We start from the raw sequence: 25,349 nt of genomic DNA, 5'->3' as shown, positions 1-25,349 counted from the left end.
TTCGCTCGTTTGCTTTTTTCTTGATCTACTCCACCGGTGAGTCAATTACCCGCACGATTTTCCAGATGCCCCGAATGTCTTTTAACGGAACCGTAACGCTGCCGCCGTTCGGATTGTCGGAGTGCAGGGTCAGGCGCTGTTTGGTCAGCAACTCGTTGTCTTTGATGCGTTTCACCACAAAAAAGTCGCGGTAGATGACGGCGTAAATACCGCCCGACTGGTATTCCCAGTTCGTGGGATCCACCAGAATCGCCAGCACTTTCGCTCCGTTGGCCAGTTGGGGTGTCATGCTGTTGCCGGAAACCTCGATGACCACCGGATCTTTGTGATTACCGACCAGATTAACCGGCACCCGGTAGGTCTCCATCTGCGCCATGCTGATTCCTTCGATGTAGGTCTCGACGAAACTGGCGTAAAAGCGCGTCGGTACGAACGGGAGGTCGGTGTAACGAACCTCCAGCTCAATAATCTTTCCGTTTTGCTCCGGCTCGTCCAGAACGGGCCGCTGACCCCGCAGCAGAAAATCGGCCCGTACCTGCGGATATTGCTCCAACAACCGCATGATGGTGTCATACGATGGTTTGGCGCGTCCGTTCAGGATGTTGTAAAATTTAGATGAGTTCTCGCCCAAGTCTTTCGCAGCCTGGTAGATACTGATTTCCAGTGCGTCAAATACCTGCCGCAGCCGCTCCTGAATCGGCTCCAAACCCTCTTCAAAAGATTTTCCCGGTTCGTTCAACATAATATAAGTATTGACTTTTATAATATAAGTATTATATATTGTGATCAAATTTACTAAATAAAACAACAAATCCGACGACAACTGCCAGAATAATATTATACACAACCTGAAAAATAAAATGAAACGGCTGGGAGAGTACACGAATCCGACGGTTCTGTTCGTCGATATGAACAGCTTTTTTGCCAGCTGCGAGCAGCAGGTCAACTATTCCCTCCGAAACCGCCCGGTTGCGGTCTGTGTCTACACCGGAAAGCAGGAGTGCATTATTGCCCCTTCCATCGAAGCCAAACGGCTGGGCGTCCGGTTGGGCATGCGGCTCGACGAAGCCATTCAGCTTTGTCCGGAGCTGATTCCGGTGGAAACCAACTCCCAACGGTACCGGGAATTTCACGTGGCGATTGTTGAGGTGCTGCGTCAGTTTACACCCGACGTGTTGCCCAAAAGCATTGATGAGGCCGTGGTTGATCTGACCCATTGCCAGTTGATGTACAAGGATGTGCTGGAGGTCGCCAGACAGATCAAAAGCGATATTCGGACGAAAGTAGGCGACTGGCTTCAGTGCTCCATCGGCATTGCGCCCAACGCGTTTCTGGCCCAGTTGGGCTCCGATCTTTACAAGCCCGACGGTCTGGTGGTCATTACGCCCGAAACGATTGACGAAGTGCTGAAAAAGCTGAAACTGACGGATCTGCCCGGCATTGGTCACCCAATGGCGAAACGCCTGGAAGAGCAGGGCATTCTGACGCCCCTGAATTTGCGCTATGCGTCACCGGAGCGGCTGCGGGCGGTTTGTAAAAGCATCATTGGCTGGCACTGGCACCTGCGGCTGAACTTCGGGGGCGAAGTCGACCTGGACACCAACGCCTGCAAAAGCATGCTGGCCATGCGGTCCATTTCGGCCAACCAGCGCCGGTCGGCCGAACAACTGGATGAGTTGCTGCAATCGCTCTGCCTGACGCTCGAACGGCGGATGGTGAAGCAGGATGTTTTCTGTCAGGTGGTGCTGTTTTATTGCCAGTACCGCGACGGGAGAAAATACACCGACGAAATCAAACTTCCTGAACCTAAGCAGGATAGCATGGAACTCTATCGCCTGATCCGGCAGCGCTTCGAACGGTTTCAGCGTGTCAACCCGCGCGAGCCGGTTTTAAACCCCTCAATTCGGAGCATGAGTGTCAGCGTGTTCCATTTTATGGCCTCCCAGCTGGTGCCGTTCCGTTTATGTGAGGACAATACCCGCAAAAACACGCTTCGGAAAACGCTTTACGAAGTGAAAGAGCGATTCGGCCGCGACAAGCTGATCCGGGCCACCGAACTGCGCGATAACCCGGTTTTTCGGGAGGTGATTGGCTTCGGGTCCATCAAAGATCTGCACGATGACCAAAATCCGTTTTAGAGTGTTACCTTGCGCGGCCAAGCGATTTTTATCCGCCAAATTGGTTACCATTTTCGGATACCGGAGTCAAAATGAGGACTACGAACTTCGTGGGGCGGCATACGGTTTTTTTGCACCTTTCGTTATTCAATGCAGCACAGCGAATCGCAGGAGCGGTTTCGTACAAATAAGCAACTCATGAATAAATTATTCACGTTCACGATCGTGACCCTGCTGATGGCCGGCAGTCTGGTTGCGTTCCGGCCCCATCCGGAAGCCAAAGGAGACGCTAAAATCAAGTGGATGACCATTGAGGAAGCCTTCGCCCTGAATCAGAAAAAGCCCAAGAAAATCTTCATCGACGTTTATACCGACTGGTGCGGCTGGTGTAAGGTTATGGATCGGGAAACCTTTACGAATCCGTCCGTGGTCGATTACATCAGCAAAAATTATTACGCCGTTAAGCTGAATGCCGAGCAGAAAGAAGACATCACGCTGGGTACGGACAAATTTGTGTACGTTGCCCAGGGGAGCCGGGGATATCATCAGCTGGCAGCCGCCCTGTTGCGAAATCAGCTCAGCTATCCGACGGTGGTCTTTCTGAACGAGAAATTTCAGCCCATCCAGCCGATCCCGGGTTATATCAAAGCACCGGAATTTCATCAGATCATTACGTTCATCGGCGGGGATCACTACGGGAAAGAGCCTTTCGACCAATTCAAAGCCAAAACTTACCCGCAGAAATATTCCGCCAAATTATAAACACGGGCAGCCTCAGTCTGCAAAGAGCGGTCCGGTTTTATGAGCCGGACCGCTTTTCGTTTAGCGATCGCACCGGCTTGGGAAGGGGCCGGGTTGCTTTTCCGGTTATTACAAAACAAACGGGCGTTCTCGGTGGTATATTCCTACAGACTGAGTAACCAGCGGTTGACCTTGAGGTGATTGTTACATTTACGGTATTGCGGTATCCGCTCCGCGGTTGGTACGGCGCGTTTGCCAACATGGGGCGCTGGCTCATGCGTCCTTTTCAGGCAGAGGGCTTGCGGTTTCAGAAAATGATGGGTTGCGGTAAAAACTTCGGCCTGATGCCCGATTTTTCGGCGTATGTTTTTCTGGGGGTCTGGAACGACGAAGAAGCCGCCCGGTTTTTCTTCCAATCCAGACGCTGGCAACACGTTTGCCGAAATACGGAGGAAGTGGGCACGCTTTACCTGCGTCCCCTGCGCTCACACGGTTTTTGGGATGGACAGAACCCGTTCGAACCGTCGTCGGGACCGCGCACGAATGCGGGCGGTTTTCCGGTGGCGGTGCTCACCCGGGCTACCCTCCGGCTGGCGGCTTTGCCCGATTTCTGGCGGCATATTCCGCAGGCCCGCCAGCGCCTGGAAGCCCATGTCGATGATGTGTTGCTGGCGCTGGGCGTGGGCGAAAAACCGCTGGTGCAGCAATGTACGATCAGCGTCTGGAAGGATGAAAAAGCAATTGAGCAGTTTGCCTACCGGCAGAGCGGTCACAAGGAAGTCGTCCGGCGAACGCGCGAACGGCGCTGGTATTCGGAAGAATTGTTCGCCCGGTTTGCGGTCGAGAAAAGCGAAGGCACGTTTTTCGGAAAACCGCTGGCCGTGGAAAAGGTGTATACAGACCGGTAAGGGTTTAGGAAACCGGCGGCTTGCCGGTTTTCTCACTTCGGTGCCATCCGAATCGCGCCATCCAGGCGGATCACTTCACCGTTCAGCATGGGATTTTCCACAATGGCTTTAGCCAGTAAGGCGTATTCCTGCGGGCGTCCCAGCCGCGACGGAAACGGCACCTGCTGGCCGAGCGAAAGCCGGGCTTCCTCGGGCAGACCCAGCAGCAGGGGCGTTTCAAACAAGCCGGGAGCGATGGTCATCACCCGAATGCCGGTTCGGGCCAGATCCCGCGCCACCGGCAGCGTCAGGCTGGCAATACCGCCTTTGGAAGCGGCATAGGCCACCTGCCCGATCTGGCCGTCGTAGGCAGCGACCGAAGCCGTATTGATGATTACACCCCGTTCTCCTTCATCATTCGGCGCGTTTTTCTCCATCGCAAAAGCCGCCAGCCGAATCACGTTAAACGTACCGATGAGGTTGATTTTGATTACTTTCTCAAAAACCGCCAAGGAATGCGGGCCGTAGCTGTCGTCCACTTTGCCAAGGGTTTTACGCGCTTCGGCAATCCCGGCGCAATTGACCGCAATGTGAAGGCTCCCAAACTCCTGAACCGCCAGATCAACTGCGGCCTGCACGTCCGTTTCGCTGGTTACATCGGTTCGGACAAAGCGGGTGCGGTCCAGCAAGTCGGCGGCCAAAGCTTCGCCTTTTTCTTCGTTCAGGTCCAGGATGACCACATTGGCTCCCAGCGCGTGAAATTGACGAACGGTCGCTTCGCCCAGCCCGGACGCTCCGCCGGTAACCAGGGCCGTGGTGTTGGTAAAGTGCATATCGGTTTACAGAATAGCCATTAGTTCTTTCAAATGGCGGATTTCGTAGGTAGGCGCCGGACCATTGATCGGGCGGTTTTCGACGTTGTAATAAACGACATCCATGCCCGCATTCTGGGCCCCGCGCACATCGGCCTCGTAATTGTCACCAATCATCAAACTTTCGTTTACTGCAGCACCCGACCTGGTGAGGGCAAACTCGAAAATACGCGGGTCCGGTTTTTTGGCTTCGGCATTCTGGATGGTAATGATGTGCTGAAAATAGTCAGTCAAGCCCGAACTGGCCATTTTCAACGCCTGAATTTCGTCAAATCCGTTGGTGATGATGTGCAGCACATACCGATCTTTTAAATACTCCAAGAGCTCCGCAGCCGACTCCATCAGGTGCGGTTTTCGGGGGAGCAGCTGAAGGTAAGTCTCGTTCATGTCATCACAAAGCGAATGATCCGAAACGCCGATGGCTTCCATCACCATCCGAAACCGGCGGTAGCGAATATCGCTATGACTCAATCGATTATTATCGTAATCGCTCCAGAGCTGGCGGTTGATGGTACAAAAATGACGGTTGAAAACGTCCGCGGACTCGATACCGATCTCCGCCAGTCGATACTGGTCATACAGCTCGCTAATCGATTCGGCGGAGTTCCGGTCAAAATCCCATAACGTATGATCGAGGTCAAAAAAAATGTGTTTATACATACGGAAAGCGGGTGTAAGGCAGCGCCCGATTGCCCGGTTTCGGCATCCCGGTTCTGCGCTGCTTCTTAACTATCAAATAACGGTACGTATTTTTAAAATTTCATACGTTCATGCAATCTTGAAACCGTTATTTTTCGTATATTAGATGCGTGCTACAAAATAAAGGTCCGGTCTAATTGGCTGGTTATTTATCCCCTGCTTTTTTGAAACAATTTTGGACGGTTTAAACCCTTTGGCATCATTTTGGGTCTATTCAACGAGTCGGTAAAAAAAATACAAAGTATTCACCGAATAAGCCTGAATCGTCAAAATTTCGAAAAACAAGAGTTTTTTTTACAATTTGCACAATAAAGTGTTGTATTTTGACCCATAAGTATGAAAATAATTTCTCCGGCTATTGCAAAATAAAATGAAAATAGTTTATTTTGAGACAAACAATCAGATCTTTCACTAAAAATCCCAACGCTCACACACTATCGATACAACGCTCTACGTTACCTAACTGATTACTGAAAATGGACAAATTGCAGGTTAGCGACAGTGAGCTTATATCCCTGTACATCCGCGGTAGTGAAAAAGCCTTCGAGAAGTTGGTTCTGCGCCACAAATCGAAAGTTTATACCACGATTTATCTGATTGTAAAGGACCAGTACGTTGCCGAAGATTTAATGCAGGATACCTTCATCAAAGCGGTTGAAACATTAAAATCGGGAAAGTACAACGAAGAGGGTAAATTTTTGCCCTGGATTATTCGGATCGCTCACAACCTGGCTATTGATTTTTTTAGAAAGGAAAAACGCTACCCCAATGTAGTGTTTGAAGATGGGAGTAATGTCTTCAATACGCTGGAATTTGCCGAAGACTCGATCGAGTCGGTGCAGATCCGGCAGGAGACCCACGAACATCTGCGTGAGCTGATTCAACGGCTGCCCGAGCAGCAACGGCAGGTTCTGATTATGCGGCATTACGAGGAAATGAGTTTCCAAGAAATTGCCGATGCAACCGGAGTCAGTATCAATACGGCATTGGGGAGAATGCGTTATGCTTTAATTAATTTGCGGAAGCAACTAAGCAAACGTTCCCCATACTATGATACAAATTTTTACCAACGATGACGTAGTCCGGTATGTCTACGAAGAAACTTCAGCCGAAGAAAATCTGTTGATTGAAGACGCTCTGATGGCAGAACCGGAATTAATGAGTTTTTATCTGGATGCGCTAGAAATCAAATGCTTGATGAATAAAATCGAACGCACTCCCTCGAATTCCGCCGTCCAGAACATCCTGAATTTTTCGAAAAATTACGCACCAAACCCGTCGGCCTGACTTCACGGCCCGACGGGTTTTTGTTTCTCCGCTTAACTCTATACTTCCCTGTTCAAATCCGCGAACTAGTTTTAAAATAGTTTCGCAGAGTTGAACAGGGAAGTATAGAGTTAAGCGGAGAGGCCTATTTCGTATATGCAAAAGAAAGAGCGCTTTCGCCTGTTTCTCGATTACTTCACGACGAACTTTCCGGAACCCAAAACCGAACTGAACTACGGCAATCCGTACGAGTTGCTGGTGGCGGTTATTTTGTCGGCCCAATGCACCGATAAGCGCATCAATCAGGTAACGCCCAAACTGTTCGAGCGGTTTCCGGAGCCGGAATCTCTCGCGGCCGCATCGGTTGAGGAGGTGTTTGGCTACATTCGGAGCGTGTCGTATCCTAACAACAAAGCCAAGCACCTGGTTGGTATGGCCAGGGTGCTCACAGAAGAGTTTGGATCGGAAGTCCCGGCGAAGGTAGAAGATTTGCAGAAGATGCCGGGGGTGGGCCGAAAAACCGCCCACGTCATTGCGTCCCTGATTTTTAATCAGCCGACCATGGCGGTCGATACGCACGTTTTTCGGGTGTCGCACCGGCTGGGGCTGGTTCCGAAAACCGCCACAACCCCGCTGGCGGTTGAGCTGGCTCTGGTGAAGTACATTCCGAAAGAATATGTGCCTAAAGCGCACCACTGGCTCATTCTGCACGGACGTTACGTCTGCATCGCCCGCTCCCCAAAATGCAACGATTGCGCACTAACGCATTTTTGTCAGTATTTCCTGAATTTGGATTACACAGGGAAACCGAACCAGCGGAGCGGGATTAATCTGCGTAATCCAAATTCAGCCCATTCCGACTAGAATTGCTCGATCCCGGCAAAAAAGAAATCGCCTTCGATTTTCGCGTTTTCGTCGGAGTCGGAGCCGTGGATGGCGTTGGATTCAACCGATTTGGCAAACCGTTTGCGGATGGTTCCCTCTTCCGCCTGGGCCGGGTTGGTGGCTCCGATGAGCTGGCGGAAATCGGTTACGGCATTGTCTTTTTCCAGAATCATCGGAATAATCGGCCCCGACGACATATAGGTGGTCAATCCGTCGTAAAACGGCCGCTCGCTATGGACCGCGTAGAACAGCCCGGCGCGTTCTTTGGTCAGTTGAACTTTCTTTACGGCAACAATCCGAAAACCGGCTTCTTCAATCATTTTGATGATTGCTCCGGAATGGCCCTCGGCAACGGCGTCGGGCTTAATCATGGTAAACGTACGGTTGGTCGTCATCAGGAAGTAAACAAAATATTATTTGGCTTCAAAGGTATAAAGATTACATAACAATTCTTCGTAATTTTGCGAATTGATACCTGCCCGTTCCACCGGGATAATTTGTAAATGCAAGACTTCGACGCCATCCGTGAATTGATTGAGAAGCCCCAGACGGTGCTGATTACCACCCACCTCAACCCCGATGCCGATGCAATGGGTTCGTCGCTGGGTCTGGCGGGCTATCTGAAAAAACGGAACCACCGGGTGACGGTGGTGGCACCGACCGATTATCCCGATAATCTGTATTGGTTGAGCGGCAACGAAGAGGTGATCGTGTTCGACGAAAAGAAGCGGGTTGAAATCACGCAACTGTTCGAGCAGGCCGACGTGATTTTTTGCCTTGATTTTTCGGTGCTGAATCGGATTCGGGATCTGGAACCGATGGTGCGGCAGTCGCGGGCTAAAAAGGTAATGATTGATCACCACCTGGAGCCGGAGTCATTTGCGGATTTTGTTTACTGGGACACAACGGCTGCGGCCACGGCCCAGTTGATTTTTCAAATGATCGATCAGATTGGCGATAAACCACTCATCGACGTGCCCATTGCGGAATGCCTTTACGCCGGTATTATGACCGATACGGGTTCGTTCCGACACGCCAGCACGACGGGGGCTGTCCACCGGGTTGCTGCCGACCTGATTGATATCGGCATTAAAGTGAGCCCAATTCACCGCCGGATTTACGACAATGTTTCGCTGGATAAACTGCGGTTTACGGGCTATGCCTTGTCGGAAAAGATGGTGGTTCTGCCCGAATACCGGTTTGCTTACATCACCATTACCGACGCCGAACTGAAGCGGTTCCGGTCGAAAATGGGAGATACCGAAGGGTTGGTGAATCAGGCGCTGGCGGTCGAGGGCGTCATCATGGCGGCCATTCTGATCGACCGGGGTGACGAAGTCAAAATGTCGTTTCGGTCGGTGGGAGACTTTTCCGTGCGTGACCTGGCCAGTCAGCATTTCAACGGCGGAGGCCACAAAAATGCCGCCGGTGGCCGAACAACACTGACCTTGAAGCAGACGGAAGAAAAACTATTGAAGGTGTTGCCGGCGTATCAGGACCAGTTGCTGGAATCGGTTTGAAGAAGGTATCCGGTTTTCGGTATGCCGTTTACGGTGGGCTGACGCGCGCTGCTGCCAACGAAAACCGTAAACTGTATAATAAATAAGTCAATAAAGCAGGGTTTGTGGTGTGTAGTTAACCACAAATTCAAACCAAAATCTACGAACTACAAACGCTAAATTTCATGAATCTGAAATCCATTAGTAAACTCGCTCTGCTGGTTGTTGTGCTGGCTTCCTGCGACAACAACCGGGTGCAAGTAACCGAAAACGGCTTGAAGTACAAATTTCACGAAGATGCCGAAGATACGCGTAAGGCAAAGGTCGGCGACGTGATGACGTTTAACATAACGGTCAAAAACAGCAAAGATTCCACGCTGGGCAGCAGCTACACCAACGGTTCGCCGGTGAAGCAACCCCTGCAGGCTTCGACGTTCAAAGGCAGCCTGGAAGAAGGCCTGGCACTGTTGAGCAAAGGCGACAGCGCCACCATCTACGTCAATGCCGATTCAATCGCGGCCCGGTCCATGCAGCCCCTGCCGCCGTTCATTCCGAAAGGCTCTGACATTGCCTATACCATCAAGGTAATCGACATTCAGTCGATGGAAGAATTCCAGAAAGCCCAGGTTTCCATGCGGGAAAAGCAGAAAGGTTCCGATGACAAAACCATCGCTGATTACGTCACTAAAAACAAACTGACCGGGCAAAAAACCACATCGGGTCTGTATTACGTCATTACGCAACCCGGCGCGGGTCCGCAACCCGGTTCGGGCGATGTCGTGAAAGTGAAGTACACCGGCAAGCTCATGAACGGAAAAGTATTTGACAGCTCGGACAAAAATCCGCAAACCCAGGCCGGTATTGATTTTCCGCTGGGTCAGGGAGCCGTTATTCCGGGTTGGGATGAAGGCGTTCGGCAGTTGCGCAAAGGCGGCAAAGGCGTTCTGATTATTCCGTCGGGCATGGCCTACGGCACGGAAGGACACCCCGGGGTTATTCCCCCTAACTCGGTGCTTCTGTTTGACGTTGAACTGGTTGACATCAAGAAAGGAGCCGCGCCTACCCCCCAAATGCCACAGATGCCGCAAGGCGGGCGTTAATCCGAAAATTGGCCAATGAGCCCGATACCAAAGCCGTATCGGGTTCGTTGTTTATACATAGAGCGAGAAACGCAACACAAGCCGTGGGAAAAACCACATTGATCGATACGAGTAAAATGAAGGTGACAAAAAATTGGCCGAAACGGGCACTGGCTGTTTCGCTGATTGGGTTCATGGTCGCGCAGTTCGGTTGCCAGCCCGATCCGGGCGAAGCACTGAACGATCGGAAACGCCGGGAAAACGAAGAAGAAATTAGCGCTTACCTTGATCAAACGAATCTCAAAGGCAAGGAGTACAGAGATGATGTAACCGGCCTGTACGTTATCAAGACCAAAGAAGTCACCGGTGGGCAGACGCCGGTGGAAGGCGACGAAGTAAAGTATTATTTTACGCAGAGTCGCCTGGACAGCGTCATTGTCGACAGTTCGGAAACGGCAGCCGGTAAACCGAGTATCGCAACCATCGGCGCTCCGATCGAGGGCGTAATTACGGCCCGGCTTTACAACAGCCTCCAGTTGCTGAAAGAAGGCGAAGAAGCCATCGTGCTGGCTTCGTATGACCCCACCGATAACAAAAGCGGCAATTTGCTGCTACCGGCTTACACGCCCGTTCGTTACGACATTGAAATCGTCAGCGTCCGGACCGAAGAGGAGCAGATTCAGGATTACCTGGTGGCAAATAAGCTGACGGCAGCCGAGAAGACCACTTCCGGGTTGCGGTTTTTGTTGACCAAAGCCTATCCCGATTCGGCCCTGGTGAAAACCGGACAAACCGCCAAAGTAAAGTACACCGGCAAGTTGTTGAATGGGACCCAGTTCGATACCAATTCGAGCGGACTGGACTGGAGCGTAGGAACCGGACAGGGTATTGCCGCCTGGGACGAAGTACTGGTGAAAATGCGGGTGGGCGAAAAAGCAACGATTGTGCTTCCGTCTTCCATTGGCTATGGCTCAACGGGCCGAAGTCCCAGCATTCCCGCTTACGCTCCGCTACTGTTCGAAATGGAAGTCGTCAGTGCTAAATAACGGTTCTTTCTACTCCATTCAGGCTGCCTTTTCAACGGGGCAGCCTATTTTTTTAATCCATTTCTTATGACACTTTGTTTTGCTACCAATAATGCCAGCAAACTGGCGGAGATTTCGGCCATGCTGGGTGATCGGTTTGAGCTGAAAACCTTGCAGGATATTGGTTGTCGGGAAGAAATTCCGGAAACGCAGGACACGATTTCCGGCAACTCGCGGCAAAAAGCCGAGCACGTCTGGGATCATTACCGCGTCAATTGTTTTGCGGATGATTCGGGTCTGGAAGTCGATGCGCTGGACGGTGCGCCGGGGGTTCATTCGGCCTATTATGGGGGTCATCCGCGCAGTTACGAACGAAATCTGAATGCGCTGTTGACCAATCTGGCGGACGCATCAAACCGGTCGGCCCGGTTCCGAACCGTGATTACGCTGGTGATCGACGGCCACTATACGGTTTTTGAAGGCGTTGCCGAAGGACGCATTCTGACGGAGCCGCGCGGCACGGGCGGTTTTGGCTACGACCCGGTTTTTCAGCCACACGGCCACGAACGGACGTTTGCCGAAATGAGCATGGAAGAAAAAAGTGCCATCAGCCACCGGGGAAAAGCGTTTGAAAAACTGATTGCGTTTTTGAAAGGCTGAGGCCTTTTCCGGCCGTTTTATCAATTTGATACCAGGCGGCTTGCGGACTTGTTAATCGTCACAATGGCCAGATCAGACACAAAAAAAACCGCCCGGTTTGGGCGGTTTTTTTTGTGCTTATTTCGAGTTGATTAATAAAACTTCGCCCGGCGATCCTTCACGTTGGAATTGTCACGAATGGCTTCGTTGATCATAAAACCGGCGCGGCTGCTGGCATTTTGCTGCAACTGATTCTTGTAGATCGCGTAATCCGCTACCGCCGGCGCGGGCGTCAGCTTGGTCGTCTCCACGATTAGCACCCCGGCATCCCCCGCGAATGGCTTCGACCGTTTCCCGGTTTTCAGACCGAATACTTTACCCACCGCCAGCGGATCAACGCCCGCGCTTTTCAGAAAGCCGTTGGCCATGTTGATATCCGGTACGGTTTCGACCAGGGCACCGGCGCCGTATTTCTGCGCGATGGATTCGAGAGTCCCGGAAGCACTGCCCAGCTTGGCAATGATCTGTTCGGCTTTGATCTGGTTACGAACTTTGGCGGTCAGTTCCGGACGGAAATTTTCGATACTGGTTTCGTCTTCCTTGGTTTCGCCGGTCAGAACGGCGACCACATACTGATCATCAACTTCAATGGCCGAAGAAACATCGTTGAGGTCCGTATCGTCGTTGAAAGCCCAGCGAATCAGCTCCCGGGCGTTGCCAAGGGCGTTAACACTGGTCGCGTTATCCGGAATCCGTTCGGCAGTTGCCACAACCAGCGATTTGTCTTTCTTCGAATTTTCGTCAAAATCCGCCTTAGTTTTGCTTTCCGTGGCAAATTGCTCGGCTTTGCGATACACTTCATCGCGGGTGGCCTGGCTGGGCGTGATGGTTTTGCCAATCGTCGAAATCCGGTAAAGCGTATTGGTTTTCGGTTCGGTGATTTTGATGATGTGAAAACCGTATTCCGTTTCCACCAGGCGCGGAATCAAACCGGCGCCGTTAAAGCCGAAAATTGCATCCTGGAACGGTTTTACCATCTGGTTGTTGTTTTTGAAATAACCCAGATCACCACCGACCTGACGCGAACCGTCGTCGCTGTTTGCCTGCGCCAGTGCCTCAAAGTTCGCACCGCCCTGGATCTGTTTCAGAATGCCTTCGGCGCGAATGCGGGCTGCGGCCTTGGCCGAATCACCCCCCGCCGAACGAATCAGGATGTGGCTGGCCCGAACCGTAAAGCTGGTGTCTTTCTTCACGCCACCGTATTTGTAAATAAAATAGGTGTTACCTTCTTTGTATGGGCCGTATACACCACCCGCTGCAAACGTACTGACGGTTGCTTTCAATTGCTCGGGCATTTCGCCGAGCGTCATGTACAACGGAGCCTGAATATCGGAATTCATCCGGGCATACGACGAATCGTTCGGTGCGCCGGCCAGACCCCGGGCCAGGGTTTTAATCTGCTCGTACAAGGACGTGCTGTCTTCTTTCGAAGGGGCCACCGGGAACGTTACGTATTGAATCGTCCGGCTGTTGATGCTCTTGTACTCGTCTTTATGCTTGTCCAGGTAGCTCTGCAGCTGGCTGTCGGTTACTTTCACCGTTGTATCCGGGACGGCGTAATAAGGAACGATAAGTACCTTGGCATCGGCGCGGGTATTCTGCGCCTGATACTCCTTCTGCGCTTCAGCCGTGGTGACAAACGACGACAGCCGCAGCAGGTTTTCGTACTTGGTCCGGGTGCGGTCGGCGCTCAGGTTCTTCTCGAAATTGGCCCACGCCTGTTGTTGTTCCGCCGGGAGCGTTTTAAGGCTTTTCAGGTAATTGATAACGGTATTTTTATCAAACGCCCCGGTTTTAGGGTCCGTAAACGTCTGCCGGATCGCCGGGCTGATGTAATTGCCCTGTACCATATCGACCAGTTCCTCAGGCGTCACACTCAAACCGAGCGCATCGTATTCTTTCTGATAAGCAATGTCTAAAATAAACTGGTTCCAGGCCTGATCGCGGAGCTGAACCTGATCCTGTTCGGTGGCAGGCCGACCGGTTTGTTGTTCGTAAGCAGCCCGGGCTTCATCGACTTTGGCATTAAATTCCTGGTACGAAATTTTTTGTCCGGCAATCTCGCCCACGTTCTGATCCTGCCCGCCAAACAAACTCTGCGAACCGATCAAATCCCCTCCTACAATAAATAAAATCAAACTGACGGCAATAATACCGACTGCAATGCCTGACTTTTCTCTGATCTTGTTAATTAAAGCCATTGTTCGTTTTACAAAAATTGACCCGCAAAATAACACTTTTTATCACAGAAATACAAGGCAAAAGCCGGGCCAAAACGCTGAAATACTTCCTTGTACCGGGACCGATAAGGTCCGATCAGCCAATCTTCATAACCCGGAAGTAAATCTGGTGGCGATTCAGCCGCGAGACGGTTTATTCTTGGACACACGCCAGAAAATTTGTATTTTTGCATGAAAATATTTTTCAATACGGTCAGGTTATCTCTGTATTTAACTAAACCACTTGACGGCTATGGATTTTTTTCAGACGATCTACAACGAGATCCTTTCTTTTTTCGGGGTCGGATCATGGCTTAAAATGTTTAAATCCGGCGATTATTCTTCCCTGCTCACCTGGGAAGGAATCCGGTCGGCCATGTCACCGCTGATTCCGCTGTTGTTACTTATCGAGATCACCCGGGCGGCTTTTTACAAGCGGTTTAAGGTCGAGAACTATAAAATTTCCCTTTTCATTATTGTCTTCAACCGGTTTATCGGGCGCTACATTTCGTTCGCGATGGTGGCCCTGTGCATCGGTTTTTTCGAACAATACGCCCTCATCAAGACCACGCCGACCTGGTACTGGTTCATTTACGGCTATATTGTCTGGGAACTGGCCCACTTTGTTTACCATTATCTGGGGCACAAAGTGCGGCTGTTCTGGTGTCTCCATTCGACCCACCACGCCCCGGAAGACATGAATCTTTCGGTGACGTACGCCCACTTTTTCCTGGAAGCGCCCTACGCCGATATTATCCGGACGACGATCTGTATATTGCTGGGGGTCAACCCGGTGCTTTTGTTCCTGATCATGTTTGTCGATGGCACCTGGGGCGCCTGGATTCACATCGGCGAGAACGTGCTGAAGGATGGCCGGTTGGGCTTTTTGCATAAAATTATCCTGACGCCTTCGCACCACCGGGTTCACCACGCCAAGAATCCTTTGTACATGGATACCAACTTCTGTAACCTGCTCAACATCTGGGACCATGCCTTCGGAACCCTGCAACACGAAAAGAAGGAAGTGCCGATGCAATACGGGATTACCCGGGAGATGAAACCCGGCAATTTCTGGGATGTTTACTTTGGTGAATTCTATGCGCTGGGGAAAGATATTCGGCGGGCACCCGGTTTTAAAAACAAGTTCCTGTACATCGTTATGCCGCCGGGCTGGAGCCATACGGGGGAGCATAAAACCGCAAAAATAGTCAGAACAGAGTTTATCAAAGAAACTGATCGTCAGCCGCTTGTCAATGCCTCCTGAGGCCGGTTTTCTGCCGTTCGTATTGTCATCCACCGTTTGTGCAATACGAACGGCTCTTCAGAACGCGGGGATTCAAAAAACCGCAACGTCTCAGCTGCGGGCCGGATTGCCAGCGGTTTATACGGGCACCGGTTTTTAATGAAGTAAGCTGATAACCAGATTTCAGCTTGCTGATTTTCTGCGCTAAAAAGGTTGGTTTATACCAATTTTTTAGGGGTACGTACCCGGTAAATTAGTGACCTCATTCAACCTGTTCCGAACGATGTTACTTTCACCCGCCTGGCTCGATACAAACGAGTATCCTTTCCCCGCTAATTTTCTACTGATTAACGGTCAGCAACAGCACTATATTGATGTTGGCGTTGGCGAAATCCTGCTGTTTATCCACGGCACTCCATCCTGGTCTTTCGACTTTAGAAACGTCATCAAAACGCTTTCCACTCATTACCGCTGCATTGCAATGGATCACATTGGTTTTGGATTGTCCGACAAACCGGAAACCTATGATTATTCAACCCAGCAACATGCCGTTACCTTACAATTATTTATTGATTCTCTGCAAATAAAAGACCTAACGTTAGTTATGCATGATTTCGGCGGACCCATTGGATTCCACTACGCCATTGCCAATCCGGAGAATATAAAAAGACTGGTTTTTCTGAACACCTGGTTGTGGAGTAGCGAAGGTGAGCCTGCGTTTAAAAAAATGAAGAGAGTGTTAAAAAGTCCGCTTCTTGCCTTTTTGTATACGTATTTTAATTTTTCGGCTAAGTATTTATTACCATATTCGTTTGGTAATAAATTTAAGCTTTCTGCGCATATTCATCAGCATTATCGGAAACCTTTTTCGTCGCCGAAACGACGAAAAGGACCCCTTGCTTTTGCGAAATCACTGCTCAATGATCAGGATTGGTTTGAGCAGCTCTGGAACCGGAAACAGCCGTTGATTGAAAAACCGGTTTTACTACTATGGGGCCTTAACGATCAATTGGTTACACCCGGTTATTTAAGGAAATTTCAGCGCGCGTTTCCGCAGGCTCAGACCATCGAACTACCGGACTGCGGCCACTTTCCCCAGGAAGAGGAAAGCGGAGCCGTGGCGGCTGGAATCCGGACTTTTGTAAGACAGAATTCCGACCGGCCGACCGGACCGTTCGCCGATTAAAACTGATGAAAAGCGGCCGAAACAAATTCCAGAACTGTCGGCAGCGAGGCTCGCCAGTAGGTCCAGGTGTGGCCACCCTCCCGAATCCGGAATTCATGGGGAATTTCCTTTTTTCGCATGGCAATGTGCACCAGAGAGTTCCCTTCGTAAAGAAAGTCGTCGTCACCGCAGTCAATGTACCAGCGAACCGCTTTTTTCTGATCATCCGGAACCGCATCGATCAGCTTTAAAACGCTCTGCCGGTTAAAATAGGCCTGTATTTCCTCGTCCGTTGCGGTTTGGTTGTTGCGGGTCAACTGGGTTTTGGCTGCTTCCAGCGTGGCGGGTCCGGTTGCGGCACTGAGCGGGCAGGCCGACGAAAACAGTTCCGGGTGGTGCAGGGCGTAGGTGAAAGTTCCCCCGCCCCCCATCGACAGGCCGGAAACCGCCCGAAACCGCTTTTCGGCTTTGATCCGGTAGTTTTTCTCCACAAACGGCATTAATTCTTCAAAGAAAAAATCTTCGTAGCGCCATTCGCCCTTCGGGTCATTGCTGTAGCCACGACGGCCCGTATTGGCGTCGGGCATGACAATGATCATGGGCGTTGCCTTGCCCTCCGCGATGGCTTTGTCAGCAATGTGCAGTACTTCTCCAAACTGGACCCAGCCTGTGTGATCATCTCCGGCACCGTGCAGCAGGTATAAAACCGGGTACGTCCGCTGAGACGACTCATAATCAGGCGGTAAGTAGATGGCAAACTTCCGTTCGCTTTTCAGAATCTTACTTTTCAAGGATTGATTGTCGAGTACTTTGCCGGTTTGGGCAAACAGCAGTGTAGGCAAAAGAGCCAGAAAAACCAGCGCCCTGAAAACAGGTCGATTCATTCAGATAAGGGGGTTAGGAAGGTTTGAAGCCGGTATCCGACAGGGCACAAGATACGATAAAGAACGAAAAAAAGAACGCTGGCGAGCCAGCGTTCTTTTTTAATGCACCCGGTTTCAAGGGGGATATTACATGGCGTCCTGAATCGCTTTCACGGCGTCGTAATGCTTCTGGAGCGTGGGCAGTGTTTTGCCGGCAAAAGCCTTTACATCAGCATCCTTGGCGTTAAACGAAGCGTCCTTGAATAAGTCGATATCCTCTTTGTGATCATCGACCATCAGTTTGATGTATTCTTTATCAAACTCCGCGCCCGAGAGCTTGGTTAAGTCGTCGACGTGCTTCTGGTGATCTTCACTCAGCGTGGCCGGAATGGTGATGTTTTTAGATGCCGCCAGCGCTTTTAATTCTTCGTTGGCTTTCGAGTGATCGGTGACCATCATCGTTCCAAAATCCTTTACTTTCTGGTTTTGCCCTTTCTGGGCGGCCAATTGTCCCAGCTCGACTTCCATCATCCCACCGCTTGCTGCTTTCACCGCAAATTCGGAATCGTCTTCGGGCTTATCTTTCTGATCATTAGCTTCTTCAGCCTGTTCAGCGCTGTCTTTATTACTGGAGCTATTACACGATTGAAAGGTCCATGCGCCTACCACAAGCAGCAGGAATAAGCTTATCTTTTTCATACCTATTGAGTTTTGTTAATGCTTTTTATATCTGATTCATTAGTAAAACTCCAAGGCGAAACGAATGTTCTTTTGAACGCTTAAATATTATTCAAAGGGATAACCGGGTGTCCAAAAGTTCCAGGCTTTAGTGAAAGCAAATCCCGGCCTGGGTGTTTAATTCGCTACGCGCTGTTTTGAAACAGGTCTTCGTGTTCAGCCAGAATTAAAATCAAGTTAAATATTACTATGAAAAAAGAGGTAGATAAGCAGGGTACGAAAAAAATACGTTGGTAAAATAATAATCCTGTTTGCCCCTTTTACTTACGTATTTATTTCTGGTTACCGAACTACCATTGAGAAATATCCTGCAATTGAAGATCTGAATAGTTAAATTTATTGGCAATAAATCCGTAGAAATCGGTTCCTGATTTGAAGAAATTGATCTATGAATAAATGGCGTATTCGTCGGAATTGATGAGCAGAAAAATGACTTTTATAATTTTGATTAACTGAAATAATCAGGAAATTAAACAGAATTTTATAGCTTTGCACGCAAACATATTTTTTAACACACCCGATGAAGGTAAAGCCAAACAAGATCCGATTTTTTTCCCCCGTGGATAATTCGGATGAAGCCCCAAAAGTAACTCCGAAAGAGACCACATTCACCACATCCGTGACCAAAACCGGTCGCCTGGCATTTCCACAAAAGCTGATGGATGGGCTGAACATTGATCCGACGAAACCCTTTTATAAAGTAGGGACCGTTAATCGCCGGAAAGGTGTGAAAGCGCTGTATTTAATTCCTACTGAACAAGGTGATGCTGAAGCTTTTGAATTGTCAAAAACCGGCCGCGGTTTTTCCATTCCGCTGAAAGGTGTGCTTCAGAAAATAGGACTTAATTTCCAGGATCAGGAGTATACCTTTACGATCAAACCGTACGATTACGGTGATGGTGTTTCTGGGTATGAACTGGTTTCGGATCAGCAAACGCCCCGCCCCGGCGCGTCCGATGAATCCGAAGAATAAGACCCGAATAGCCGGAACGGTCATTGCCTGGTTGGTATGCCTTTCCGGCTTTTCTCAAACGCCCTACTCGCAGCAGATTGCGGAGCACCGGGAAGACTATAAAGCCGATTTTCTGAAATCGCCGAAAAGTCCGCTCCAAAAAGACGATTTAAAAAACCTGCGGTTTTTTGAACCCGATTCTCTCTACCGGGTCGAAGCAACGGTGCAACGCACGCCCACTGCCGAACCGTTTGAGCTGCCCACCTACGACGGCCAGAAAAAGACGTACGTCAAGTATGCGGTCCTGACATTTGCGTTGCAAGGGAAACCGTATCAGCTTACCCTCTACCGCAGCCTGCAACTGGCTCGCCTTCCCCAGTACCGCGATTATCTTTTTATGCCGTTCAAGGATCTGACCAACGGCAAAGAAACCTACGGCGGAGGTCGTTATCTGGACCTGCGCACGGGAGCCATCAAAGACGGGAAAATTCAAATCGATTTCAACAAAGCTTACAATCCGTACTGCGCCTACAGCGACGGCTATGCCTGTCCGATTCCGCCGAAAGAGAACCATCTGGCGGTGAAAATTGAAGTAGGCGAGAAAACGTATAAGTGATGAATTAAAAGAGTGCGTCAGTCAACGCAGCACTTTTAACCCATCACGTATAGTTCGTCACCTTTCTAGCTCCACTCGCGGTCGGCGGAGTCGCGGGTGTTCCAGGTATCGGTCGGAGCGAACCAGGTAGCGCCTTTTCTGAGGAATTTCTTGGCCACTTCTTCGTTGAGCTCAACGCCCAGACCCGGTTTATCCGGTACTTTCACGAAGCCCTTTTCGACAATCGGTTTGATGCCGGTTACAATGTCTTCCCAGCCGTCCACATCGACGCCGTGGTGTTCAAGGGCCACAAAATTTTCGGTGGCGGCTGCGCAGTGAATGTTCGCCATCATACAGATCGGCGAGCCGGCAAAGTGCATGGCCATCGGAATACCGGCTTCTTCGGCATAATCACCGATTTTCTTCGTCTCCAGCAACCCGCCCGACGACGCCAGGTCCGGGTGAATCATGTCAACAGCCTGCGCGTCGATGAGCTTGATAAACTCCTTTTTACCAAAAATATCCTCACCCGTCAGCGTCGGCGTATCGATCGCGTCGGAGATTTGTTTCCATTGATCGGTATAGAACCAGGGGACCAGATCTTCGAGCCAGGCCAGCCGGAACGGTTCCATGGCGTTTCCGATCTGGATGGCCGTGTTGACGTCAAAATGCCCGAAGTGGTCGGCGGATAAGGGCGTATCGTACCCCACGATGTCCCGCACTTTGCTGACGTGGAGCGCCAGCGCGTCAATCCCTTTTTTTGTCACCTGAATGCGCGTAAACGGGTGTTTGGTTTGGGCGTAGTTGCCCATTTTGCCCGGCTGCGCGTCATTCCACTGCTGTTTGACGCTCCAGTTTTTGGCGCCCACCAGCATACCCGGCGTGTCGGCCAGCATGCCGATGCCAAAGTCCATTTTCAGGAACGTATAGCCCTGATCCCGGCGCCGAACCATGTGCTTGGCAAACTCGTCGTAATCCCGGCCTTCGGGCGTATCGGCATAAAGCCGGATGTAATCCCGGTATTTACCGCCCAGCAACTGGTAAGCCGGAACGTTGTAAGCCTTACCGGCCAGATCCCAGAGCGCCATTTCAACCCCACAGACGCCACCAGCCGCCCGGCTATGGCCGGCGAATTGCCGGATTTCTTTAAAAATCTTCTCGACATTGCACGGATTTTTGCCCAGCAGCCGACTTTTCAGCATCAGCGCATAATTGGGGCTGGCGCCGTCGCGCACCTCGCCCCAGCCTACCAGACCCTGGTTGGTATCGATCCGGATGATGGGGCTGGAAAAAGGAACGCCTTGCAAAACCGCCACGCGCAGGTCCGTAATTTTCAACTCCGAGGGTTTGGAATCCTTCTTGACTTTCTGCGTAATGAACTCCAGTTCACGCTCCGGTTTTCCGTCGAACATCAGTCCCAGCGATAAACCGCCCAGGGCCGAATTGCGGAGGAAATTACGCCGGTCGACGCCGGAAGCTGCATGGACCGGTTCGGGCGCAACCGCCGTCGGAGCCGGATATTTCTTCAGTAACTCAAGTAGATGTTGAACTTTTTTCATTCGTTTGACTGGATTTAGGGGTGTAACCCGCCGAAGTGGCATTTAACAGAAAAGGAATCTTTGGTCTGGGTATAATTCAAATTATTGGGAAAGTTAATGAAAAAGCCTATTTTCCGACTTCCAAAGCCTATTTTTTTCTAAACCCGGTCTGGGTCAGTATTTTACTCATCCGATCGTCTTTTTGACGAATAAAACTGGGTTTTGTGAAGGCAAACCCGGTTTTTCGCAACCCGTTCTTTTTAGTTTTGCGGGTCTTGTCAGAGTATATTTTTAGTGCTATCGCATCCTTACCCTTATAAGCAATGATTAAGAAAACAGTACTAGCATTGGCGGTTGCCCTATCAGGAGGCTTTTTGGCTCAGGCTCAGCGCATTGGCTCCTCACCCGAATACGTGACGGAATTGACCGCGAACTGGAAAGGCGAACGATTGCCGGATGGCCGGCCGAAAGTGCCGGATCTGGTGCTCGAACGACTGCAAAATTGTACGCTGGAGCAGGTCTGGGGCTATCTGGGCAACAAAGGATACCGCAATCAGGTCGAAAAAAACTGGATTATTCTGAAACCGGGTGAAACCATGACCGGCCGCGTGGTCACCGCGCAGTTCATGCCGACCCGGCCCGATCTCGACAGCCTGATCCGGAAAAAAGGCAAAGCCGAAGGGCGTTCGCAGAAGGGCGGCATTAACATCTGGCCGATTGACCTTCTGACCAAGGGCGATATTTACGTGGCCGACGGATACGGCAAGGTGAAAGACGGCACGCTGATTGGCTCCAGCCTCGGAAATGCCATCTACGGAAAAACCGGCAAGGGCGTGATTTTTTACGGTTCCATCCGGGATATGCAGGAGCTGAAAGACACCAAAGGGTTCAATGCCTGGGTGAAAGGCCACGATCCATCGTATATCAAAGACATGACGCCGACCTCGATCAACGCACCGATTCGCGTGGGCGACGTGACGGTTTTTCCGGGCGATGTGGTGTTTGCGAACGAATACGGCGTGGTGTTTATTCCGGCTCATTTGGTTGAGGGGCTGGTGTCGGCGTCGGAAATGACGGCCCTGCGCGATGAGTTTGAGCGGGTGCTGTTGCAGCAGGGCAAATACCCGTCGGGCGAAATTCACGGCGACTGGTCGGCCAAAATCAAAGACGAGTTCCGGGCGTGGGTTGGAAAATACCCCAAAAAATTAGCCATTACCCCCAAAGATCTTGAAGCGTATCTGGCCAAAGACCATTAGAAAGGAAATAATAACTATCAACCGGGTCGCCGGAGCGATGAGGAACGCTAAATGTAAAAGTAGTTTTCAATCCAACGCTTTTACATTTAGCGTTCCTCATTTTACATTTGATATTCTTCACCAATTCATTAATTGCCCGTATGAAATCCAGCGTTGCGTTTCTCCTTTTTCTGGTTGCCTGTTTAGTCGTTAGTCGGGCGTCAACCGCGCAAACCATTCCGAAAGACGAACTGGTCTTTTTGACCTCCGAATGGAAAGGTGAACGCTTCCCCGACGGTCGCCCGAAAATTTCGGATGCGCTGGTGGAACGGGCTAAAAAGATCGGAATTGATGATGCCTGGACGGTTTTAAAAAATGAAGGATATCTGAACCAGTTTGAAGGCGGCTGGAAGTTTATTCACGACGATGTCGTGGTGGCCGGACGGGCCGTGACGGCGATGTTCATGCCCAGTCGGCCGGATGTAGAGAAAAACATTAAGGATCGCGGCATCAGCAAACAGGGCCGCAAAGGAAACACCAACACCTGGCCGATTGAAACCCTCACGAAAGGCGATGTCTACGTGGCCGACGGTTTTGGGAAAATCGGTGGCGGAACCCTGGTCGGCGCCACGCTGGGCAATGCTATTTTCAGCAAAACCGGCAATGGTGTCGTTTTTAACGGAGCCGCGCGCGACTTGCAGGAGTTGCAGAACATCAAAGGATTCAACGCTTTCGTGCGCGATTTTCACCCGTCGTTTCTGGAAGAAATGGTGCTGATGGGTCTCAATAGCCCGATCCGGATGGGAAATACGATGGTGTTGCCGGGTGATCTGGTGATTGCCCAGCGCGAGGGCGTGTTGTTTGTTCCGGCGCACCTGGCCGAGCAAGTCGTGACAACCTGCGAATTTGTGACCCGCAAAGACCAGTTCGGCTTTGAAATGGTGAAGTCAAACCGCTACACCACCGGTCAGATCGACAGCCAGTGGACGGACGAAATCAAGGCGGAGTTTCTGAAATGGCTGACGCAGCACCCGGAGCTCGGCACCATGACCCGCCCCGAACTGGATAAAGTAATGAGCAAACGCACCTGGTAATTCCCGCGAAAATAAGGGAACGGCCGGAGCTATCTTCGGCCGTTTTTTGTTTTCAAAGACAGGAGAAGTGAGCCAGAAAAAAACGATAAAACCGCCTTCGTTGTGCGGGATTTCAGGCTCCTGGCGCCTATCGAACCTCTTTTATTTTGTCTACAAAATGACCGATCAAACGAAAGATATTCTGCGCCGGGCGGCTTCGTTTTGCGCCTATCAGGAACGGACGCAGCGGGAAGTGCGCGAACGACTCAACGAATGGGAGGTATACGGCGACGAAGCCGAAGAAATCATTGGCTGGCTGATCGAACAGAATTACCTGAACGAGGAACGGTTTGCCAAGACGTTTGCGGGCAGCAAGTTCCGGGTGAAACGCTGGGGGAAGCACAAGATCAAGCAGCACCTCAAACAACGCGGCATCACGGGCTACAACCTCGATCAGGCCATGAAAGAAATCGAATCCGACGATTACCGCCAGACGCTGGTCGATCTGCTCGATAAAAAGAAACGAAGCCTGCAGGGCGAAAGTCCGCTCGTTATGAAGCAGAAACTACTCCGGTTTGCGATCGGAAAAGGCTACGAAAGCGACCTGATCTGGTCGGTATTAGGGGGGGAGGAAAAGGAATAACAAAAGAAGGAAGGGAGGAAAGGAATAAAGGAAGAACGTGTCCTTCTCATCCCATCCTGCCTTCCTCTCCTTTTTTAAAAATCCGCGTCGAAGGTGATTTTTTGATCTTCTTTTTCTTTGGTCGATCCCATCACGCCCGCTTTCTGGTACTCACCCACGCGTTTTTCGAAGAAATTGGTCTTGCCTTGCAGCGAGATCATGTCCATGAAATCGAACGGATTGGTCGAGTTATAGACTTTCTTCAGACCAAGCGACACCAGCAGGTGATCGGCGACAAATTCGATGTACTGCTTCATCAGTTCGGCGTTCATGCCGATGAGCGAAACCGGCAGCGACTCGCTGACAAACTCCTGCTCGATGCTGACGGCGTCTTTGATCATCGCGTACACCTCCGATTCCGGCAGTTTATTCTGGATGTGTTCGGTATAAAGCATACAGGCAAAATCGCGGTGCAGACCTTCATCGCGCGAAATCAGCTCGTTCGAAAACGATAAACCGGGCATCAAACCGCGTTTTTTCAACCAGAAAATCGAGCAGAACGAACCGGAGAAGAAAATTCCTTCCACGGCCGCAAAGGCCAGCAGACGCTCGACGAATGAACCGTTTTCGATCCACCGCATGGCCCAGTCGGCTTTGCGTTTCACGCACGGAATCGTATCAACCGCCCGCAGCATTTTGTCTTTTTCGACCGGATTTTTGATGTAGGTATCGATCAGCAGCGAATAGGTTTCCGAGTGGATATTTTCCATCATAATCTGAAAACCGTAGAAGCATTTGGCTTCCGCATACTGGACCTGAGACAGAAAACCGACTGCCAGATTTTCGTTGACAATGCCGTCGGAAGCGGCAAAAAAAGCCAGTACGTTGGAGATGAAATGCCGCTCGCCATCGTTCAGATTCTCCCAGTCGCGCTGGTCCTGCGAAAGGTCGATTTCTTCGGCCGTCCAGAACGACGCTTCGTGCTGTTTGTACATTTTCCAGATGTCGTGGTGGCGGATCGGGAACAGAACAAACCGGAGCGGGTCTTCCTGCAGGATCGGTTCGAGAGCTTCAGTTTGAGCCATGATGTATTGACTTATTTGTAAGATTGACGTGTAGTTAACTAAAAAGCGAGCTAACAAAGTTATCGGATTAGGGCAGGAATCCAACCGAAAAATGAAAGGGTGAAAGTGACGTTCCAATGGCGGGTAGAATAACTCTATAACTATCAAACAGTTGTTGAATTCGTGGAAAAATAACTTCTTAGAAATCTGCTAAAATTTGATTTTTGCATTGAAAAACAGTCATTTGTATTCCTATCCAGATTTTTTTAGTCG

The 25,349-nt window shown here is 50.6% G+C and carries 26 protein-coding genes; 17 read left to right on the top strand and 9 right to left on the bottom strand.

Annotation, left to right across the window (positions count from 1 at the left end; translation table 11 throughout):
• Positions 1–25: 25 nt before the first annotated feature.
• Positions 26–742, bottom strand: coding sequence for a S24 family peptidase (locus ACYVHX_RS15845; RefSeq protein WP_460672635.1), 717 nt, complete (start codon positions 740–742; stop codon positions 26–28).
• Between the two features lie 118 nt (positions 743–860).
• Here ACYVHX_RS15845 and ACYVHX_RS15840 point away from each other — a divergent pair, with 118 nt between their 5' ends.
• From ACYVHX_RS15840 to ACYVHX_RS15830, 3 genes are all read left to right on the top strand, one after another.
• Entirely contained in the window at positions 861–2,138 is a 1,278-nt protein-coding gene (locus ACYVHX_RS15840; RefSeq protein ID WP_460672634.1) for a DNA polymerase Y family protein, read from the top strand.
• Between the two features lie 177 nt (positions 2,139–2,315).
• Complete coding sequence (locus tag ACYVHX_RS15835; protein WP_460672633.1) at positions 2,316–2,879, top strand: thioredoxin family protein; 564 nt, start codon at positions 2,316–2,318, stop codon at positions 2,877–2,879.
• A 176-nt stretch (positions 2,880–3,055) separates the two neighbouring features.
• Entirely contained in the window at positions 3,056–3,766 is a 711-nt protein-coding gene (locus tag ACYVHX_RS15830) for a DUF3291 domain-containing protein (protein WP_460672632.1), read from the top strand.
• A gap of 32 nt (positions 3,767–3,798) precedes the next feature.
• Here ACYVHX_RS15830 and ACYVHX_RS15825 read toward each other — a convergent pair whose 3' ends face one another.
• Positions 3,799–4,578 (bottom strand): 3-hydroxyacyl-CoA dehydrogenase, encoded by a 780-nt coding sequence (locus ACYVHX_RS15825; RefSeq protein WP_460672631.1) that lies wholly within the window; start codon positions 4,576–4,578, stop codon positions 3,799–3,801.
• Positions 4,579–4,584: 6 nt separating this feature from the next.
• Positions 4,585–5,277, bottom strand: a complete 693-nt coding sequence (locus tag ACYVHX_RS15820) for a YjjG family noncanonical pyrimidine nucleotidase (RefSeq protein WP_460672630.1) — start codon at positions 5,275–5,277, stop codon at positions 4,585–4,587.
• Between the two features lie 515 nt (positions 5,278–5,792).
• Here ACYVHX_RS15820 and ACYVHX_RS15815 point away from each other — a divergent pair.
• From ACYVHX_RS15815 to nth, 3 genes are all read left to right on the top strand, one after another.
• Complete coding sequence (locus ACYVHX_RS15815) at positions 5,793–6,392, top strand: RNA polymerase sigma factor (protein ID WP_460672629.1); 600 nt, start codon at positions 5,793–5,795, stop codon at positions 6,390–6,392.
• Positions 6,367–6,603, top strand: a complete 237-nt coding sequence (locus ACYVHX_RS15810; RefSeq protein WP_460672628.1) for a hypothetical protein — start codon at positions 6,367–6,369, stop codon at positions 6,601–6,603. Before ACYVHX_RS15815 ends, ACYVHX_RS15810 begins: the two co-directional genes overlap by 26 nt.
• 135 nt (positions 6,604–6,738) lie before the next feature.
• On the top strand, positions 6,739–7,446 hold the full coding sequence (nth, locus tag ACYVHX_RS15805) for an endonuclease III (RefSeq protein ID WP_460672627.1): 708 nt from the start codon (positions 6,739–6,741) through the stop codon (positions 7,444–7,446).
• On the opposite strand, the gene ACYVHX_RS15800 is transcribed toward nth, so the two are convergent.
• Positions 7,443–7,862 carry a nucleoside-diphosphate kinase gene (locus ACYVHX_RS15800; protein WP_460672626.1) on the bottom strand — a complete coding sequence of 140 codons (420 nt, stop codon included), beginning with the start codon at positions 7,860–7,862 and terminating at the stop codon, positions 7,443–7,445. The two genes, nth and ACYVHX_RS15800, sit on opposite strands and share 4 nt — an antisense overlap.
• A 108-nt stretch (positions 7,863–7,970) precedes the next feature.
• Between ACYVHX_RS15800 and ACYVHX_RS15795 the strand changes: the two genes are divergently transcribed.
• The 4 genes from ACYVHX_RS15795 to rdgB all read left to right on the top strand — a co-directional run bounded on the left by ACYVHX_RS15795 (position 7,971) and on the right by rdgB (position 11,730).
• Positions 7,971–8,987 (top strand): DHH family phosphoesterase, encoded by a 1,017-nt coding sequence (locus ACYVHX_RS15795; protein WP_460672625.1) that lies wholly within the window; start codon positions 7,971–7,973, stop codon positions 8,985–8,987.
• Between the two features lie 164 nt (positions 8,988–9,151).
• Positions 9,152–10,066 (top strand): FKBP-type peptidyl-prolyl cis-trans isomerase, encoded by a 915-nt coding sequence (locus ACYVHX_RS15790; RefSeq protein ID WP_460672624.1) that lies wholly within the window; start codon positions 9,152–9,154, stop codon positions 10,064–10,066.
• A gap of 116 nt (positions 10,067–10,182) precedes the next feature.
• Positions 10,183–11,091 (top strand): FKBP-type peptidyl-prolyl cis-trans isomerase, encoded by a 909-nt coding sequence (locus tag ACYVHX_RS15785; protein WP_460672623.1) that lies wholly within the window; start codon positions 10,183–10,185, stop codon positions 11,089–11,091.
• A gap of 66 nt (positions 11,092–11,157) precedes the next feature.
• On the top strand, positions 11,158–11,730 hold the full coding sequence (gene rdgB, locus ACYVHX_RS15780) for an RdgB/HAM1 family non-canonical purine NTP pyrophosphatase (RefSeq protein ID WP_460672622.1): 573 nt from the start codon (positions 11,158–11,160) through the stop codon (positions 11,728–11,730).
• 131 nt (positions 11,731–11,861) lie between these two features.
• On the opposite strand, the gene ACYVHX_RS15775 is transcribed toward rdgB, so the two are convergent.
• The gene (locus tag ACYVHX_RS15775) at positions 11,862–13,970 is read right to left on the bottom strand and encodes a peptidylprolyl isomerase (RefSeq protein ID WP_460672621.1); all 2,109 of its coding nucleotides are present in this window, start codon (positions 13,968–13,970) and stop codon (positions 11,862–11,864) included.
• 271 nt (positions 13,971–14,241) lie between these two features.
• Between ACYVHX_RS15775 and ACYVHX_RS15770 the strand changes: the two genes are divergently transcribed.
• Together ACYVHX_RS15770 and ACYVHX_RS15765 are read left to right on the top strand one after the other, a co-directional pair.
• The gene (locus ACYVHX_RS15770; protein ID WP_460672620.1) at positions 14,242–15,252 is read left to right on the top strand and encodes a sterol desaturase family protein; all 1,011 of its coding nucleotides are present in this window, start codon (positions 14,242–14,244) and stop codon (positions 15,250–15,252) included.
• Between the two features lie 262 nt (positions 15,253–15,514).
• Positions 15,515–16,417, top strand: a complete 903-nt coding sequence (locus tag ACYVHX_RS15765) for an alpha/beta fold hydrolase (protein ID WP_460672619.1) — start codon at positions 15,515–15,517, stop codon at positions 16,415–16,417.
• Here ACYVHX_RS15765 and ACYVHX_RS15760 read toward each other — a convergent pair.
• Positions 16,414–17,280: an alpha/beta hydrolase gene (locus tag ACYVHX_RS15760; RefSeq protein WP_460672618.1), complete on the bottom strand. Its 867-nt coding sequence runs from the start codon at positions 17,278–17,280 to the stop codon at positions 16,414–16,416. The two genes, ACYVHX_RS15765 and ACYVHX_RS15760, sit on opposite strands and share 4 nt — an antisense overlap.
• Before the next feature lie 126 nt (positions 17,281–17,406).
• Entirely contained in the window at positions 17,407–17,958 is a 552-nt protein-coding gene (locus ACYVHX_RS15755; RefSeq protein WP_460672617.1) for a DUF4142 domain-containing protein, read from the bottom strand.
• A 658-nt stretch (positions 17,959–18,616) separates the two neighbouring features.
• Here ACYVHX_RS15755 and ACYVHX_RS15750 point away from each other — a divergent pair.
• Both ACYVHX_RS15750 and ACYVHX_RS15745 read left to right on the top strand, forming a co-directional pair.
• Entirely contained in the window at positions 18,617–18,970 is a 354-nt protein-coding gene (locus tag ACYVHX_RS15750; protein WP_460672616.1) for a hypothetical protein, read from the top strand.
• Complete coding sequence (locus tag ACYVHX_RS15745) at positions 18,954–19,565, top strand: DUF1684 domain-containing protein (protein WP_460672615.1); 612 nt, start codon at positions 18,954–18,956, stop codon at positions 19,563–19,565. Before ACYVHX_RS15750 ends, ACYVHX_RS15745 begins: the two co-directional genes overlap by 17 nt.
• 65 nt (positions 19,566–19,630) lie before the next feature.
• Here ACYVHX_RS15745 and ACYVHX_RS15740 read toward each other — a convergent pair whose 3' ends face one another.
• Entirely contained in the window at positions 19,631–21,103 is a 1,473-nt protein-coding gene (locus ACYVHX_RS15740; RefSeq protein WP_460672614.1) for a mandelate racemase/muconate lactonizing enzyme family protein, read from the bottom strand.
• Between the two features lie 302 nt (positions 21,104–21,405).
• Here ACYVHX_RS15740 and ACYVHX_RS15735 point away from each other — a divergent pair, with 302 nt between their 5' ends.
• The 3 genes from ACYVHX_RS15735 to ACYVHX_RS15725 all read left to right on the top strand — a co-directional run bounded on the left by ACYVHX_RS15735 (position 21,406) and on the right by ACYVHX_RS15725 (position 24,033).
• On the top strand, positions 21,406–22,338 hold the full coding sequence (locus ACYVHX_RS15735; RefSeq protein WP_460672613.1) for an RraA family protein: 933 nt from the start codon (positions 21,406–21,408) through the stop codon (positions 22,336–22,338).
• A 140-nt stretch (positions 22,339–22,478) separates the two neighbouring features.
• Positions 22,479–23,411 (top strand): RraA family protein, encoded by a 933-nt coding sequence (locus tag ACYVHX_RS15730; RefSeq protein ID WP_460672612.1) that lies wholly within the window; start codon positions 22,479–22,481, stop codon positions 23,409–23,411.
• 157 nt (positions 23,412–23,568) lie between these two features.
• A complete protein-coding gene (locus ACYVHX_RS15725) occupies positions 23,569–24,033 on the top strand; it encodes a regulatory protein RecX (protein ID WP_460672611.1) in 465 nt (154 codons plus the stop codon).
• A 74-nt stretch (positions 24,034–24,107) separates the two neighbouring features.
• Here the strand turns inward: ACYVHX_RS15725 and ACYVHX_RS15720 are convergent, their stop codons facing one another.
• Entirely contained in the window at positions 24,108–25,097 is a 990-nt protein-coding gene (locus tag ACYVHX_RS15720; RefSeq protein WP_460672610.1) for a ribonucleotide-diphosphate reductase subunit beta, read from the bottom strand.
• Between the last annotated feature and the right edge of the window lie 252 nt (positions 25,098–25,349).

The organism is Larkinella ripae, from assembly GCF_054780775.1.
The sequence above is the reverse complement of the archived record's forward strand: the minus strand, read 5'-3'. Positions and strand labels throughout refer to the sequence as shown.